This is a genomic window from Rubrivirga sp. (assembly GCF_965213695.1).
GTDB lineage: Bacteria > Bacteroidota > Rhodothermia > Rhodothermales > Rubricoccaceae > Rubrivirga.
The window spans coordinates 2,569,603-2,585,528 of sequence record NZ_OZ243912.1 but is presented as its reverse complement, the minus strand read 5'-3'; the positions used below and the strand labels follow the sequence as shown (position 1 = coordinate 2,585,528).

Sequence of the window (15,926 nt, the reverse complement as noted above, 5' to 3'; positions counted from 1 at the left end):
ACCAGAACAAAGAGATCCGGGCGGCCATCGAGGACGCGCTGTCCTTGGGGTGGCGTTACGAGCCGTCTGGGGGACGTGGACACGCGGCGGGTCGGCTGTACTGTCCCGAAGCGACGCGCGATGGCTGCGTCATGAGCGTTTGGAGCACGCCGAGGAACCCTTCCACGTTCGCAAAGCGACTCCGGGCGTTCGTCTCCGGATGCCCACACACCTGACCGTCATGGCTGCTTACCACTTCTGGATCCGCCTCACGTTCGGTACGGACAACCTCGGCGCCTCGGCGATCGGAGCGGACGAGTTCCTCGACGCTATCGAGACACCGCTGTTCGAGGCCTTTCAGGGAGACGTGAGCCCGTCCTTCCGCGACGGTCATGGGATGCTGGAGTGCGACCTCGAGGCGCCGGACTTCGACTCGGCGCTGAGGTCCGTCGTCGAGGTGGTGATGGACGCCAAGGTGGAGACCCACGCTCTCCCGCTGCGAGAACTGGTTTTCGAGGACGCATAGTGGGAGACAACGGAGCACAGCGCATGAGCGCGGTCGTGTCCGGCCGGGTCCAGGGCGTCGGGTTCCGGCGGTACGTGCTCCGCTGGGCGCGGACGCTCGGCCTGACCGGGTGGGTCCGCAACGAGCCCGACGGGACGGTCCGGGTGGTGGCCGAGGGCGACGGGCCTGCGCTCGACCGGCTGGCGCGGCTGCTCTGGGGCGGCCCGCCGGCGGCCGACGTCGCCGAGGTCGAGTCGGCGCGCGGCCCGGCCGAGGGGGCGTTCGAGGGGTTCGACGTCCGCCGGTAGCCGCGTCTCGGGACAGAGTGTGGGGGTGTGGGAGGAAAGCGTGGTCCAACAGGCGGCGTTCTGCCGGGTCCGCCGGTGACGGAGAGAATGGGAAGGGGGAGAGGGCCGTCCCTTCCGCCCGTCCCACCCGTTCCGTCCCCTCCGACCCTGCTCAACCCGCCTTGCGCATGAGCGCGTCGGTCACGCGGAGCGTCAGGCCCGTCGGGACGAACCGGGTGGCGACGGTCTGGACCTTGTTCGAGAGACCGGGCACGACGCGGCGCGCGTTGCGGGCGAGCCCGTCGAGGCCGGCGCGGGCCACGGCCTCGGACGGGAGCGAGCCGGCGAAGAAGGCGTCGTCCATGCCGGCCCGGTCGGCGAACCCGGTGCGGACGGTGCCCGGGCACAGGCACGTCACGTGGACGCCGGTCCCGCGCAGCTCGGCCGAGAGCGCGTCGGTGAACGAGAGCACGTAGGCCTTGGTCGCCGCGTAGACGGCGAACCGCGGGGCCGGCACGAAGGCCGCCACGCTGGCCACGTTGAGCACGCCGCCGTGCCCGCGCGCCACCATCGCCGGGACCAACCGCCGCGTGAGCGACGTGAGCGCGGCCACGTTGAGCCCGACCATGCCCTCGGCGTCTTCGACGCTGGCCTCCAGAAAAGAGCCCTGGATCCCGAACCCGGCGTTGTTCACCAGCACGTCGATCTCGAGGCCGTCGGCGGCCAGGCGGGCGGCGAGCGCGGCGGGCGCGTCGCGCGGCTCGAGGTCGGCGGCGACCACGGTCGCCGTGCCGCCCCGCCGGCGGACGGTGTCGGCGACGGCGGCGAGTGCGGGCTCGGTCCGGGCGACCAGGACGACGTGGGCGCCGGCGGCGCCGAGCTGGCGGGCCAGGTCGGCCCCGATGCCGGACGAGGCGCCGGTGACGAGGGCCGTCCGGCCGCGAGCGAACGAATCGATGTGGGGCAAAGCGTTAGGGGCGGGCGGGGTATTCTACGCGATGCCCGCTCGCGCACCCATGACCCGCCGCGCCCTGCTCGACGACGCCGTGGCCCGGCTCCAGGCGTCCGGCGTCGAGGACGCGCGCCGGACGGCCGAGTGGATCGTCCTGGAGGCGACCGGCGCGACGCGGGCCGCTATCTACGCCCGGCCCGACGTCGTGGTGGACCCGGCCGAGTGCGCGCTCGCCCACCGCTACGTGGTCCGCCGCGCGACCGGCGAGCCGATCCAGTACGTGCTCGGCCACACCGACTTCTACGGGCTCCGCATGACGGTCACCCCGGACGTGCTCATCCCGCGGCCCGAGACCGAGGAGGTGGTCGAGGAGGCGCTCCGCCGGATCCGGCCGCGCGCGGCCCCGTGGGTCTTGGACGTGGGGACCGGCAGCGGGGCCATCGCGCTCGCCGTGGCGACGGAGCGGCCCGACGCCGAGGTCTTCGCTGTCGACGTGTCGCCGGGTGCGCTCGTGGTCGCCCGCGCCAACGGCGACCGGCTCGGGGCGGCCGTCAAGTTCCTCGAAGCCGACGTGCTCTTGCCGTCGTTCGCCGCCGAGGTCCCGCCGGCGTTCGACCTCATCGTGTCGAACCCGCCCTACGTGCCCCAGGCCGAGCGCGCCGGGCTCCAGCGCGAGGTGCGCGACCACGAGCCGGCGACGGCCCTGTTCGTCCCCGACGGCGACCCGCTCGTGTTCTACCGGGCCCTCGCCGGCCACGCCGAGCACCTCTTGCGGCCCGGCGGCTGGCTCGTCGCCGAGACCCACGCCGACCTCGGCCGCGACGTCGTGGCGCTGTGGCGGCGGTCCGGGCTCGACGCCGTCGAGGTGTTGCCCGACCTCGCCCACCGCGACCGGATCGCTGTCGGCCGGCGGCGGGGCGAGCGCTCCGATTGAGACGCGCCGGTGGGCGCGGGTCTCGGCCCATGGAACAACGGGCGGCGTACCCTCGGGCCCTGCCGACGGCATCCGACGCCGCTCCGGGATACGAGCGGCCTCGCGGCTTGACCCTCGACGCCGTCGGCGTTCTGGCCCTTCGCCTCGGCGGCGCTCGGAACAACGGGCCTGGCGTGGCTTCTCACCGGCATGAACTGGCGCGAGCACATCACCGTCGACCCCCACGTTTGCCATGGGAAGGCGTGCGTTCGGGGCACCCGCGTCTTGGTCTCCGTCGTCCTCGACAACCTCGCCGCGGGCCTCTCCGCCGAGGAGGTCACCCAGAGCTACCCGTCCGTCTCCGCGGAGGCCGTCCGGGCCGCGCTCGCGTACGCGGCCGACCTGGCGGGGGAGCGCGTGGTGGCCGTCCCGGCGTGAGGTTCAAGCTCGACGAGAACCTCCCGGCCGAAGCGGCGGACGTGCTCCGCGAGGGGGGCCACGACGCGGCGACGGTCCTGGAGCAGGAGATGGGCGGAGAGCCGGATCCGACCGTGGCCGTGGCGTGCCAACGAGAAGGTCGGGCGCTCGTCACCCTCGACACCGACTTCGCGGACATCCGGACGTACCCGCCGGCCGAGCACCCGGGCCTCCTCGTCCTCCGGCTCCGCCAGCAGGACAAGCCGCACGTGCTCGCCGTGCTCCGGAGGGTGCTGCCGCTCTTCGACGTCGAGCCGCTGACCGGGCGGCTGTGGATCGTGGGAGAGGAACGAGTGCGCGTCCGGTAGCCACGTGGTGCCCACCGCTCCGGCTCGCGCCTCGGCGTAGACTGGCGCTCCGCCCCCGACCGCCCGACTGTGGCCCGCCGCTTCGTCCTCCAGCCCCGCGAGCCCGACGCCGCGCGGCCCGACCTCCAGCTCGACTACGCGGGCGACCTCGACCCCCAGCAGCACGCCGCGGCCACGGCCGGCGGCGGGGCCACGCTCGTCGTCGCCGGGGCCGGGACGGGCAAGACGCGGACGCTCGTCTACCGCGTGGCCTACCTCGTCGAGACCGGCGTCCCGCCCGACCAGATCGTCCTGTTGACGTTCACCCGGCGCGCGGCGCGCGAGATGCTGGAGCGCGCGGCCGGCCTGCTCGACGGCCGGTGCGAGCGGGTCCGCGGCGGCACGTTCCACGCCTTCTGCCTGGAGATCCTCCGCCGCCACGCCGAGCGCGTCGGCTACCCGGCCCGGTTCGGCGTGCTCGACCAGGCCGACGCCGCCGACGTGGTGGACCTGGCGCGGACGCGGCTCGGCCTCGACCGCCTGCCCACGCGGTTCCCCAAAAAGCGGACGCTGCTCGCCATGTTCTCGGCGGCCACCAACCGCGGGCTCGAAATGGACGAAGTGCTGGCGGAGGGCTACCCCCAGTACGCCGAGCACCTCGACACCATCGAGCGCCTGCGCCGGGCCTACGCTGACGCCAAGCGACGGACCGGCGTGATGGACTACGACGACCTGCTGGCGCTCACGCTCGGCCTCCTGCGCGAGAACCCCGACGTCCGCCGCGCGGTCGCCGGCCGGGCCCGCCACGTGCTCGTCGACGAGTACCAGGACGTCAACCTGTTGCAGGCAGATCTGGTGGAGCAGTTCCAGTCCGTGCACGGCAACGTGCTGATGGTCGGCGACGACGCCCAGTCGATCTACCGCTTCCGGGGCGCCGACGTGGGCCACATCCTCGACGTGCCCAAGCGCTACAACGGGGCGCGGGTCTTGAAGCTGGAGCACAACTACCGCTCGGCCCAGCCCATCCTGGACCTCGCCAACCACGTGCTGGAAGGGGCGGTCGAGAAGTACGACAAGCGGCTCTTTACCGACCGCGAGGGCGGCGACCTCCCGGCGCTCGTCGCTGCGCCCGACGACGACATGGAGGCCCGGTTCGTGGCCCAGGTGGTCCTGGACAAGCGCGAGGCGGGGACGCCGCTGAATCGGATGGCCGTCCTGTTCCGCTCGGGCTGGTGCTCGTACGCGCTCGAAGCCGAGCTGGGCCGGCGCAAGGTCCCGTTCGTCAAGTACGGCGGGCTCAAGTTGGCCGAGGCCGCCCACGTCAAGGATGTCGTCGCGCACCTGCGAGTGGCCGAGAACCCGGCCGACGCGGTCGCCTGGAACCGGGCGCTCCGGCTGGTCGAGGGGGTCGGCCCGACGACGGCGTCTCGGCTGCTCGACTGGATCGCGGTGGCGGCCGAGGGCGGGACCGGCGGCGCCGTCCACGCGCTGCGGACGTCGGTCGACGAAGTCGTTCCGTCGCCGGCCGTCGCCCAGGCCGTCGGGCGGCTGGTGGCCGCGCTGTCGCCGTTGCGTGACGACGCGCTGGCGCCCGAGGCCCAGGTCGAGCACCTCCTCGGCTACTACCGGCCCGTCTTCGAGCGGGCCTACGCCGACGACTTCCCCACGCGCGAGGCCGACCTCGACGCCGTCGTCGCGCTCGCCGCCCGCCACCGCTCGCGGACGGCGCTCCTGGAGTCGCTCGCGCTCGACCCCCTCGACTGGACCCAAGAGCCGGCCGACGCCGCGCTCAAGGACGAGCCGCCCCTCGTGCTCTCGACCGTCCACTCGGCCAAGGGGCTCGAGTTCGACACGGTCTTCCTGATCCACGCGCTCGACGGCGTGTTGCCCTCGGCCTACGCGCTGGCGTCGAGCGACGAAGAGGACGAGGAGCGGCGGCTGCTCTACGTGGCCCTCACCCGGGCCGAGACGTCGCTGTTCTGCTCGTACCCGCTCGTCCAGTACCGGCGGGGGACCGGCCAGTTTTTGACCGAGCCCAGCCGGTTCCTCTCCGGCCTGCCCGAGTCGCTCATCGAGCCGTGGTCGCTCGTGGAGGAGGCGCCGCCCGCGCCCGTCCCGTCGCTTCCGGCGGGGCGTCCGGCCCTACCCGGGCCGACCGACGGCCCTTGACCGGCAACGCTGGCGTCCCTACCGTGCCGGAGCCATGCAGATCGACGACGCCCCGCCCCGGACCGCGCGCGGCCCCGAGGGGCTGCACATCGAGCGCGTCGCGCTGGAGCGGTTCGCCGAGGTCCGCCGGCTCAACCACGCCATCTTCGGCGACGACCGGGTGATCTACCGGCTCGACCGCGACGACCTCACCCTCCTCCTGGCGACCGTCGCCGGCGAGACGGTCGGCTACAAGGTCGGCTACGGCGAGAGCCCGACGACGTTCTACAGCGCCAAGGGCGGCGTCGTGGAGCGGTGGCGGCGGCAGGGCGTCGCCCGGGCGCTGCTGGTGCGGATGGAGGCCGAGGCGCGGGCGCTCGGGTACCGCCGCTTCGCGTTCGACACGTTCCCCAACCGGCACCCGGGGATGACCGTGCTGGGGCTCGCGGAGCGGTTCACGGTCACGGCCGCCGGCTACAACGCGGCCTACCGCGACTACCGCATCCGCTTCGAGCGTGAGTTGTGAGGGGGGGATGGGGCACGAGGCATAGGTCCGTACGACGACGCCTCGTGCCCTCCGACCCGCGCCCCTTGCCCTCAGAACAGCGCGTAGACGAACGGCGCCAGCGGGCTCCCGCTGACCGACACGATCAGGACGCCGAGGAGCACGAGGACCAGCACGATCGGCGCCAGCCAGTACTTCTTGCGGATCCGGAGGAACTGCCAGAGCTGGCTGAGGACGCGGAGCTTGGACATAGGCGGGAGGCGGGGCGATCACACACTCTCAGAAGTGTCATCCTGAGCAGAGCGCAGGATCTCAACGCCGACGTTCCGAGCTATCGGAACCGGCGGAGGAAGGCTCGGAGGTCGAGTCGAGATCCTTCGCTGGCGCTCAGGATGACACGTTCTGGGAGGACGCAGTAGCCCGAGGGGGGAGCAAGGCGAGCGTATGCTAAATCCAGACCCCCCGCCTTCCGGCCGGTCGCTGGGCGGGCATCCGCCCGCCTGCTCCCAGGCTCGGAAAGCTGTCCCCCTTGAAGGGGGACAGTCCGCGCGCCCGCTGAGCAAAGCGATGGGCGCTCGGACGGGGGGTCCGGGCCGGAGGTCAGTAGCATGCGCTCGCCCTGAGGGGGGGAGGCGTGCGGCCCAAGGTAGCGCGGGGCCGGGCGTAGACTCCGCAACCCCGCCCGCCGGGCGCCGTAGCCGCCCCGTCCCTCCCCGCCGCCCGTGCCCGCCGTCCAGACCGAGATCGCCGAGGGCGTCCGCATCGCCGGGCGGGCGCTGTGGGAGCAGAAGGCCCGGGCGCTGCTCACGACGCTCGGCATCGTCATCGGCATCGTGTCGGTGACGTCCATGTTCACCGTCATCAACGGGATCGAGGGCGAGTTCGACCGGTCGATGGCGATGATCGGCGACGACGCCCTGTTCGTCCAGAGCACGCCGTGGATCATCATGGGCGACTGGTGGAAGTACCGGAACCGGCCGCCGGTCACCGAGGACCTGGCCCCGTTCCTCCGCGAGCGGTCCGAGACGGCCCAGGCCGTCGCGCCGATCACCGGGACGGGGGCGACGGTCACGCGGGGCCGCGACGAGGCCACCGGCGTCGGCGTCGAGGCCTCGACGGCCGACTACGTCGAGACGGGCGGGGTCGAGATCGAGCTCGGCCGGTTCTACTCGGACGGCGAGGACCGCGCCGCGAGCGCCGTCGTCGTGATCGGGGCCGACGTCGTGGAGGCCCTGTTCCCGGCCGAGGACCCCATCGGCAAAGAAGTCCGCGTCGGCGGCCACCGGCTCGAAGTGATCGGGACACTCGCGAAGCGGGGCAAATTCCTCGGCATGGCGTCGGCCGACAACCGGGCCATCGTGCCCATCGACACCTACAAGCGCCTGTTCGGCAGCGCCGACGACCTGGCGATCAAGGTCCGCCTCAAGCCCGATGTCGACCAGGCCGACGCCATCGACGAGCTGACGGGGCTCACGCGGATCTGGCGGGGCCTCGACGCGCTCGAGGACGACGACTTCTCGGTCAACAGCCAGGACCAGTTCCGCGACCTGGTCCAGACGATGCGCGTCGCGACCTACGGCGTCGGCCTGTTCCTGACGGCGCTGGCGCTGCTCGTCGGCGGGATCGGCGTGATGAACATCATGTTCGTGAGCGTCAAGGAGCGGACGCGCGAGATCGGCGTCCGCAAGGCGCTCGGGGCCACGCGGCGGGCGATCCTGTTCCAGTTCCTGGTCGAGGCCGTCGCGATCTGCCTGGTCGGCGGCGTGATCGGCGTGGCGCTGGCGGCAGTCGTGGCGTTCGGGGTGAACCAGGTGTTCACGGCCGAGCTCTCGGGCGGGACCGTCGCGCTCGCGTTCGCCATCTGCGCCGTCGTCGGCGTCGCGTTCGGGCTCGTCCCGGCGTGGCAGGCCGCGCGCGCCCGGCCCATCGAGGCGCTCCGCTACGAGTGAGTGGACGTGTGGGCGCGTGGACCTGTGGACTCGTGAGAGGCCCGGTCCGACGAACGGAGCCGCCCCGACTTCACGGGTCCACGAGTCCACCTGTCCACGAGTCCACAATGACCGAGACCATCCGCCAGGCGCTCCAGGCCCTCCGCTCGAACCGGCTCCGCTCGGCGCTCACGCTGGTCGGGATGGCCATCGGCGTGTTCTCCGTGATCGCGTCGGTGACCGCCGTCAAGGTGCTCGACCAGACGCTGATGGGCCAGCTCGCGGCGATGGGGACCCAGACGATCACGTTCGACCGGATGCCCGACGACCGGCCGCCGACGGAGGAGGAGATGCGGCGGCCCCAGCTCACGTTCGAGCACGCGCTGGCGCTCCGGGACCGGGCCCCGCTGGCGGCCTCGGTCAGCGCTCGCGTGTGGGCCGGGAGCCGCGAGGTCCGCACGACGGAGGCCTCGACGGACCCCGACGTGAGCACGATGGGCGTCGACCAAGACTACGCCCAGAACAACGGGTGGGAGGTCACGGCCGGCCGGTTCATCGGCGAGGCCGACGTCCGCTCGGCGTCGTCGGTGGCCGTGCTCGGGTCGACCGTGGCCGACGAGGTGTTCGGGGAGCAAGACCCGTTGGGGCGCGAGGTCCGCGTCGACGGCGTCCGGTTCACGGTCGTCGGCGTGCTGGCCGAGAAGAGCGGGGGCTTCGGCATCGGCGACACGAACAACCGGGTCGTCGTCCCGATCACCCGGGCGATCCCGGCGTTCGGCGCCCAGGACCGCGACGTGTCCATCGACGTCCGGGCGCCGAGCGCCGAAATGCTGGCGGCGACCCAGGACCAGGCCGTCGGCGGGCTCCGGGCCATCCGGCGGTTGCCGCCCGAGGCGGAGGACGACTTCGAGACGTTCTCGAGCGCTGAGGCGGCCGACGGGCTCAAGACGTTCACGGACGCGCTCGCGACCGGCGGTGCCGGGATCGGCCTGATCGCGCTGCTGGCGGCCGGCGTCGGGGTCATGAACATCATGCTGGTCAGCGTGACCGAGCGGACGCGCGAGATCGGCGTCCGCAAGTCGCTGGGCGCCACGCGGCGCGACATCCTGCTCCAGTTCCTGGTCGAGGCCGTCGTCCTGTGCCAGCTCGGCGGGCTCGCGGGCATCGTGATGGGCGCGCTCGGCGGCAACGTCGTGGCCGCGCTCATGACGACGGCCCCGGCGTTCCCGTGGGGCTGGGCGACGGTCGCCGTCGTCGGCGTGACGGTCGTCGCGCTCGTGTTCGGCGTGTACCCGGCGACGAAGGCGGCCCGGCTCCACCCCATCGAGGCGCTCCGCTACGAGTAGGGGAGAGGTGGACTCGTGGAGCTGTGGAGGCGTGGACACGTGATCGGCCCCGTCGCCGCCGGGTAGCTTGCGACCTCGCACCCGTCCACTGGTCCACTCGTCCACATGTCCACCTCTGATGATGCCAAACGGGCCGTCGGCCTCGCCGCCGCGGCCCTCGTCGAGGACGGGATGACGCTGGGGCTCGGGACCGGCTCCACGACGGCGTTCGTGTTGGAGGCCCTCGGCCGGCGCGTCCAGGACGACGGGCTCCGGGTCGCCGGCGTCCCCACGTCGGTCGCCGCCGAGCGGTTGGCGCGCCGGCACGGGATCCCGGTCCTCTCGCTCGCCGACCTCGGCCTGGACACGCTCCCGACGTCGCAGGCCCCTCTCGACCTCGCCCTCGACGGCGCCGACGAGGTGGGCCCGGGCGGCGCTCTGATTAAGGGGCGCGGGGCCGCGCACGTCCGCGAGAAGGTGGTGGCCGCGCTCGCGGCCCGGTTCGTCGTCCTGGTCGACGCCTCGAAGGAGGTCGACCGGCTCGGCACGGCGATGCCGGTTCCGGTCGAGGTCCTGCCCTTCGCCGAGCCGGCCGTGGCCCGGGCGCTCCGGGGGCTCGGCGCCGAGCCCGAGCTGCGGATGGGCGAGCGGAAGGACGGGCCCGTCGTGACCGACCAGGGGCTGTGGGTGCTCGACGCCCGATTCCCGGGCATCGACGACCCGGCGGCGCTGGCGTCGGCGCTCGACGCGATCCCCGGCGTCCTGGGCCACGGCCTGTTCCTCGGCCTGGCGACGGACGTGCTGGTGGGCGAGGCCGACGGCCACGTCCGGCACCGCGTCGTGTGAGGTGAGTCCCGAGTCGCGCGGGTTTTTTGGGCCGCGCACGTTTCGCAGGTTTCCCCGTCCGGGCCACCGAGGCTCGACCCACACGAAAACCGCCCCGCCGGCCGAGGCCAACGGGGCGGTCGAGTCTCAACCCGTCCGGTCTAGCGGAGCCGGAAGGTGACGGGGACGGCGAACCGGACCTTGACCGGGCGGCCCCGCTGCTGGCCCGGCGTGAACCGGCTCTCCCGGACCGCCTTCAGCGCCGCCTCGCTCAAGAGCTCGTTCGGGCTCCGCAAGACGACGGGGTCGACGACGTTCCCCCGCTCGTCGACGACGAACTGGACGACGACCTGGCCCTCGATCCCGGCCCGGCGCGCGAACTCGGGGTACTCGACCCGGCTCTGGAGACCGGGGAGACCCCCGATCAGCTCCGGCTGGACCTCGGCCACCTCGAAGATCTCGGGCTCGGTCGGCTCGGGCTCCGGCGGCGGCGGGGGCGGCGGGGGCGGCGCGTTCGGCGTCGGCGGCGGCGGGGCCGGCGGGGCCGGGGGCGCGGGCGGCGGCGGCGGGACGTCGGCGAGGTCGAGCTCGATGTCCTCGAGCACCTCCTCCTCGATCTCGACGTCGTCCGGGACCTCCTGGGGCGGCGGCGGGGCCGGCGGCGGCGGCGGCGGCGGCTGGATCTGCTGGGTCTGCTCGATGTCCTCGAGCTCGATGATCTCCTGGGCGTCGTCCATCATCACCACGTCGTCGCCGCCGGAGAGCGGGACGGTGAAGGCGGCGACCATCAGGGCGAGCGAGAGCAGGAGGCCGATCTGGAGGTAGATCGGGTACTTCCGCTTCAGGTCGGCTTTGGGCGTCTTGTAGAGGGCCATGTCGGAAGGGTGAGGGGGCGGCCGGGTCGGGCCTCGCGGGAAGGTAGGGCCGTCGGGGGCGTCGGCGCGAGTCCGCGGTGGAAAAGGCGGGGCGGCGTGGGATAGACCCGGGGGCCGCCGAGAAGTTGCTCGCGAGTGTCGGTCGGCGAGGCGGGTCCGGCGGGGTCCGCAGGGCTATCGCGCACTCGCTTATCGTGTCATCCTGAGAGACCGTTGAGGTTCAGGGAGTCGGGCTGCGCGAGGCGCCCGGGACCGTCCGCGGCGTTGCCGTCGTCGCCCGGGGCTGCGGCCCCGCGCTCCTCCGGCGCCTCGCGAGCGCCCCCATCCGCTCTCGCTCGCCGTCGGCCCCCAAACCTCAACGGTCTCTGAGCCTGCGGAGGCATGTCCTGAGCGGAGCCGAAGGGATCTCGACCGGGCTCCGGGACCTGCCGCGCCGGCTCCGATGGCCTCCACAGTCGGCGTTGAGATCCTTCACTCCGTTCAGGATGACGAGGCGGGGGGAGGTTGCCCGACCCGCGCGGCTCGCCACACGCGCCGAACCTGGGCCCTACCTCAGCCGGAAGGTGACGGGGACGGCGAACCGGACCTTGACCGGGCGGCCCCGCTGCTGGCCCGGCGTGAACCGGCTCTCCCGGACCGCCTTCAGCGCCGCCTCGCTCAAGAGCTCGTTCGGGCTCCGCAAGACGACGGGGTCGACGACGTTCCCCCGCTCGTCGACGACGAACTGGACGACGACCTGGCCCTCGATCCCGGCCCGGCGCGCGAACTCGGGGTACTCGACCCGGCTCTGGAGACCGGGGAGACCCCCGATCAGCTCCGGCTGGACCTCGGCCACCTCGAACACGGCGTCCGTGTCGGGCACGTCCTCGACGACGGGCGGCGGCGGAGGCGTCGGGGGCGTCGGACCGGGGTCGAACACGGACGGCGGCGGGGCCGGCGGCGCGGGTGGGGCGGCGACCTCGTCGTCCAGGCGGAGGTCGAGGTGGTCGATGAGGTCCTCGACCGGGACCTCGTCGGGGACGGCGACGGGCGGGGGCGGCGCGGGCGGTGGGGGAGGCGGCGGCGGCTCGGCCGTCGGCGGCACGTCGACCATCTCGAACGGGACGTCCGGGTCGGCGGCGACGGCGACCGGCTCGGGCGGGGGCGTCGGGACGGTAAAGGCGGCGATGACGAGGACGAGCGCGACGATCATCCCGATCTCGGCGTAGAGCGGGTGGCGTCGGCGGAGGTCGGCCTCGGGCGTTTTGCGGACGGGCATGGGAGGGGAGGCGGTGTCCGGTCAAGACACGCCACCCCGCTACTCGTTGCTCGCGGCCCGCCGCCGGAGGCCGACCGCCAGCCCGATCCCGAGCCCCAGGCCGACGACATCGGCGACGGCGTCGAGCGCTTCGGGGAACCGGTCGATGGGCAACCACCCCTGCCAGACCTCGATCCCGAGCCCGAACGCGATGCCCGCCACTACGATCTCCCAGATCCGGTCGGGCCGCGCCCGCGTCCACAGCGCCCCGAACCCGACGAACATCCCGACGTGGACCCACTTGTCGAACGCGAACGGCAAGAGGTCCGGCGGCTGGACCTGGTCGCCGGGGATCGAGCACGCGACCCAGATGGCGACGGTCCAGGCGACCGCCCAGCGGGTCGGGGTCATGAGCGGAGGGCGTGGGCGGCGGCCGGGAGCCGAGCGATGAGGTCGGACGCGACGAGCCCGCCGGCCCCGTGCTCGGCCGCCCACAGCTGGGCCGCCGTGGACCCGAGGTGGAGCGCGCACAGGGCGGCGTCGCCGGGCGCGAGGCCCTGGGCCAGCAGCCCGACGACGGAGCCCGCCAGCGTGTCGCCGGTCCCGGCCGTCGCCAGCGCCGGCTCGCCCGGCGGCCCGACGAGCACGCGCCCGTCCGGCAGGCCGACGACCGTCGGCATCCCCTTGAACACGAGCACGGCGTCCCACCGCACGGCGAGCTCGCGGGCGGCCTCGATCCGGTCCTCCGGGTCGAAAGCACGGTCGCCGAGCAGGCGGCGGAGCTCGCCGAGGTGCGGCGTCAGGACGAGCGGCCCGCGCCGCCGGGCCAGCGCGTCGGCGCCGTCGGCGAGGGCCGAGAGGCCGTCGGCGTCCACGACGAGCGGGGCCTCGACCGACGCGGCCAACTCGCGGACGAGCGCCAGCGTCTCGGGCTCGCGGCCGAGCCCGCACCCCACGAGCACGGCGTCGGCGGACGCCGCCCGGTCGAGGATCGCGGCCGTCGACGCGCTGGCGAGCGTGCCGGCGTCGGTCTCGGGCTGGGCGTCGACCATCACCTCGGGCGCGCGGGCGTCCACCACGTCGGCCGCGGACTCGGGGACGGCCGCGACGACGGCCCCGGCGCCGGCCCGGTACGCGGCCGTCGCCGACAAGACGGCGGCGCCCGTGAACGCCCGGCTCCCGACGACGGCCAGCACGCGCCCGGCCGAGTACTTGTGCGCGTCGGCCGCCCGCGTCGGGAGCGCCCGCCCGACGTCGCCCGGGGCGGCCCGCCAGGCGGTCGCGTGGCTGTCGAGCTCGGCGTCGGGGATCCCGATCTCGGCCACGACGACGTCGCCCGCGAGCGTCGGCCCGTCGCCCAGCAGCAGGCCCGACTTGACGGCGCCGAACGCGACCGTGAGGGCGGCGCGGACCGCGTCGTCGGCGGCCCGGCCCGTGGTGGCGTCCAGGCCGGAGGGCACGTCGAGCGCGACGACGGGCGCGTCCACCCGGTTCGTCCAGGCGCACAGCGACCGGGCCGGCTCGCGCAGCGCGCCGGTGATCCCGATGCCCAGGAGCGCGTCGACCACGACGTCGGCCGGCGCGTTCGCGACCTGGCGGACGTCCTCGAACCCGACGACGTCGAGGCCGGCCGCGACCTCCGCGAGCTGCCGGAGCAGGTCGAGGTTCGCCGTCCGGTCGGGCGTGCCGTCGCCGGGGAGCACGAGCGTCCGGACGCGGGCCCCCCGGGCGGCCAGCACCCGGGCCACCACCAGCCCGTCGCCGCCGTTGTTGCCGGTCCCCACGAGGACCGTCACGTCGCGGTCGCGGACGGGGAACCGGGCCTCGATCTCGCGCGCCGCCGCCCGCCCGGCCGTCTCCATCAGGACGCGCCCGGGGACGCCCCAGTCGTCGATGGTCGCGCGGTCGGCCGCGCGCATGGCGTCGGCGCTGAGGACGGGCTCGGTCATTTGGTTTGCGGAGGGAGTCGGCGAGTCAACGGACGTGTCGACCGGCGCCGACGTGCCCCGATCTACGGACGCACCGACTCACTGATCCACCGGCTCCAGCGTGACGGGGTCGATCTCGGCCTCCCAGCGGGCGCGGACCTGGACGGGCTCGGCCAGGAGCACGAGCGGCTCGGGGGCGACGTAGGGCGCGAGCCGGCCGCCGCTCCACCGGCCGTCGCCGTCGCGGTCGTCCCACACGCGGAGCGTGTACGGGCCCGGCAACAGCCCGTCGGCCACGAACGCGCCGTCGGCGTCGGCGCGGACCACCACGGGGGCGCCGGACGCCGGGCGGACTTCGACGAGCACGGGGCCCTCGCCCTCAACCCGTCCCAGGATCGCGCCGACCTCGCGGTCGCTGGCGACGGCGAACCGCTGCGCGCGCGTCGTGTCGCCAGCCGGAACGGTGAGGGCGAAGGTCGAGGGCAAGGCCACGGTCGAGTCGGCGACGAACGTGACGCCGTCGGCCGTGACAAAGGAGAGGGGGACGGGCTCGCCGCTGGTTCGGAGACGAACGGCATCGAGACGAGGACCGGGCGGCGTCGTGAACCGGACGCCGGGGCGCTGGCCGGGGCGGAGCGTCACGACCGAATCCGGGGCCGACGGGACGAACGCCTCGAACCGGGCGACGACGGTGTCGGCCCGGGCCGGCGGCGCGACCGACAGCCGGAACGGCCCGGGCCCGAGCCCGGCCGAGTCGGCGACGGCGGCCCGGCCGGCGGGCGTCGCGGTGACGAGCGTGGCGGCCGGGAGCGGGCGGGCCGCCTCCGCCCAAACCTCGAAGGCCGACCCCGCCGGCTGGTACCACGCGACGGGCACGGCCGCCCCCGAGGCCGAGTCGGCGACGGCGACCGACGCGGCCCACGCCGCGGCGTCGCGGAGCAGGACGGGCTCGGAAAAGCGGACGGCCAACCGGCGGTCCGAGACCGGGCGGAGCCGCTGGGCGACGGGCGGGATCGTGTCGAGCGCCGTCGTCCAGAACGTCGCCGGGGCGGACGTGGCCGAGTCGGCGGTCGCGCGCAAGACGGGGCGGGGCGCGACCGCGAACCGCTCGCCGGGGTCGGCCCGGCTGTTCCGGTTCCGGTCCTGGACGACGGCGACGGCGTACGGGCCGGGGCGGAGGTACTCGAGCCGGAACGCGCCGTCGGCGCCCGTCTCCGTCCGGTAGTCCGGGGCGACGGCCCGGGCGTCCGGCCGCGCCGTCGTGTCGGGCAGGGCGTAGGCCCAGACCGCGAGCCCGCCGACGCCCGCGCCGGTGTCGGGCTCGCGCACGACGCCCGCGATCCGCCCCCGGTCGATCACGTCGCCCGTCGCGAAGGCGACCGTGATCGGCGCCCGGAGCGCCACGCTCCGCTGGTCCGCCAGCGCCGTCCCGACCGTGACCACGTACGTTGTCGAGTCGCGGAGCGCGGGCAGCGTGACCTCGATCTCGCGGCCCCGGACGCGGACCTCGGGCGGCACGTCGCCGGCCGGCGTGACGGTGACGGCGGCGCCGGCCGCGCTCGCGAGCCGCTCTGAGAACGTCAGCCGGAGCGTTCGCTCGGTCACGTTCGTGGCGCCGTCGGCGGGCGAGGTCTCGACCAGGACGGGCGGCGTCGTGTCGGCCGGCCCGCCGGTCGGGGCGACGGGCGTGGCGCAGGCGCCGAGGGCGAGCAGGAGCGGAACGAGGAGCGGGCGCACGCCGGCCTGGATCGACCG

Annotated in this window: 17 protein-coding genes; 10 read left to right on the top strand and 7 right to left on the bottom strand. The window is 74.3% G+C overall.

Features of this window, described 5'->3' with window-relative positions:
• Positions 1-199 precede the first annotated feature (199 nt).
• Both ACOOHE_RS11425 and ACOOHE_RS11420 read left to right on the top strand, forming a co-directional pair.
• Positions 200-505, top strand: coding sequence for a hypothetical protein (locus ACOOHE_RS11425; RefSeq protein WP_420454209.1), 306 nt, complete (start codon positions 200-202; stop codon positions 503-505).
• Between the two features lie 23 nt (positions 506-528).
• On the top strand, positions 529-792 hold the full coding sequence (locus ACOOHE_RS11420; protein ID WP_420454208.1) for an acylphosphatase: 264 nt from the start codon (positions 529-531) through the stop codon (positions 790-792).
• A gap of 151 nt (positions 793-943) precedes the next feature.
• On the opposite strand, the gene ACOOHE_RS11415 is transcribed toward ACOOHE_RS11420, so the two are convergent.
• Positions 944-1,738 carry an SDR family NAD(P)-dependent oxidoreductase gene (locus ACOOHE_RS11415; RefSeq protein ID WP_420454207.1) on the bottom strand — a complete coding sequence of 265 codons (795 nt, stop codon included), beginning with the start codon at positions 1,736-1,738 and terminating at the stop codon, positions 944-946.
• Positions 1,739-1,787: 49 nt separating this feature from the next.
• Between ACOOHE_RS11415 and prmC the strand changes: the two genes are divergently transcribed.
• The 5 genes from prmC (at position 1,788) to ACOOHE_RS11390 (ending at position 6,074) form a co-directional block, all read left to right on the top strand.
• Entirely contained in the window at positions 1,788-2,657 is an 870-nt protein-coding gene (gene prmC, locus ACOOHE_RS11410; RefSeq protein ID WP_420454206.1) for a peptide chain release factor N(5)-glutamine methyltransferase, read from the top strand.
• 189 nt (positions 2,658-2,846) lie between these two features.
• Positions 2,847-3,074, top strand: coding sequence for a DUF433 domain-containing protein (locus tag ACOOHE_RS11405; protein WP_420454205.1), 228 nt, complete (start codon positions 2,847-2,849; stop codon positions 3,072-3,074).
• On the top strand, positions 3,071-3,421 hold the full coding sequence (locus ACOOHE_RS11400; RefSeq protein ID WP_420454204.1) for a DUF5615 family PIN-like protein: 351 nt from the start codon (positions 3,071-3,073) through the stop codon (positions 3,419-3,421). Before ACOOHE_RS11405 ends, ACOOHE_RS11400 begins: the two co-directional genes overlap by 4 nt.
• Before the next feature lie 69 nt (positions 3,422-3,490).
• Positions 3,491-5,569 carry an ATP-dependent helicase gene (locus ACOOHE_RS11395; RefSeq protein ID WP_420454203.1) on the top strand — a complete coding sequence of 693 codons (2,079 nt, stop codon included), beginning with the start codon at positions 3,491-3,493 and terminating at the stop codon, positions 5,567-5,569.
• A 34-nt stretch (positions 5,570-5,603) separates the two neighbouring features.
• A complete protein-coding gene (locus tag ACOOHE_RS11390; protein ID WP_420454202.1) occupies positions 5,604-6,074 on the top strand; it encodes a GNAT family N-acetyltransferase in 471 nt (156 codons plus the stop codon).
• A 71-nt stretch (positions 6,075-6,145) separates the two neighbouring features.
• Here the strand turns inward: ACOOHE_RS11390 and ACOOHE_RS11385 are convergent, their stop codons facing one another.
• On the bottom strand, positions 6,146-6,304 hold the full coding sequence (locus tag ACOOHE_RS11385; protein WP_420454201.1) for a DUF5989 family protein: 159 nt from the start codon (positions 6,302-6,304) through the stop codon (positions 6,146-6,148).
• 471 nt (positions 6,305-6,775) lie between these two features.
• Between ACOOHE_RS11385 and ACOOHE_RS11380 the strand changes: the two genes are divergently transcribed.
• From ACOOHE_RS11380 to rpiA, 3 genes are all read left to right on the top strand, one after another.
• Positions 6,776-8,002, top strand: coding sequence for an ABC transporter permease (locus ACOOHE_RS11380; RefSeq protein ID WP_420454200.1), 1,227 nt, complete (start codon positions 6,776-6,778; stop codon positions 8,000-8,002).
• 107 nt (positions 8,003-8,109) lie between these two features.
• Entirely contained in the window at positions 8,110-9,327 is a 1,218-nt protein-coding gene (locus tag ACOOHE_RS11375; protein ID WP_420454199.1) for an ABC transporter permease, read from the top strand.
• Between the two features lie 105 nt (positions 9,328-9,432).
• On the top strand, positions 9,433-10,152 hold the full coding sequence (gene rpiA, locus ACOOHE_RS11370) for a ribose-5-phosphate isomerase RpiA (RefSeq protein ID WP_420454198.1): 720 nt from the start codon (positions 9,433-9,435) through the stop codon (positions 10,150-10,152).
• A gap of 140 nt (positions 10,153-10,292) precedes the next feature.
• On the opposite strand, the gene ACOOHE_RS11365 is transcribed toward rpiA, so the two are convergent.
• The 5 genes from ACOOHE_RS11365 to ACOOHE_RS11345 form a co-directional block, all read right to left on the bottom strand.
• Positions 10,293-11,006, bottom strand: coding sequence for an energy transducer TonB (locus ACOOHE_RS11365; protein WP_420454197.1), 714 nt, complete (start codon positions 11,004-11,006; stop codon positions 10,293-10,295).
• Positions 11,007-11,553: 547 nt separating this feature from the next.
• Complete coding sequence (locus tag ACOOHE_RS11360) at positions 11,554-12,264, bottom strand: energy transducer TonB (RefSeq protein ID WP_420454196.1); 711 nt, start codon at positions 12,262-12,264, stop codon at positions 11,554-11,556.
• 39 nt (positions 12,265-12,303) lie between these two features.
• Complete coding sequence (locus tag ACOOHE_RS11355) at positions 12,304-12,654, bottom strand: VanZ family protein (protein ID WP_420454195.1); 351 nt, start codon at positions 12,652-12,654, stop codon at positions 12,304-12,306.
• Entirely contained in the window at positions 12,651-14,192 is a 1,542-nt protein-coding gene (locus ACOOHE_RS11350; protein ID WP_420454194.1) for an NAD(P)H-hydrate dehydratase, read from the bottom strand. Before ACOOHE_RS11350 ends, ACOOHE_RS11355 begins: the two co-directional genes overlap by 4 nt.
• A 78-nt stretch (positions 14,193-14,270) precedes the next feature.
• Entirely contained in the window at positions 14,271-15,908 is a 1,638-nt protein-coding gene (locus ACOOHE_RS11345; protein ID WP_420454193.1) for an Ig-like domain-containing protein, read from the bottom strand.
• Positions 15,909-15,926: the final 18 nt, after the last annotated feature.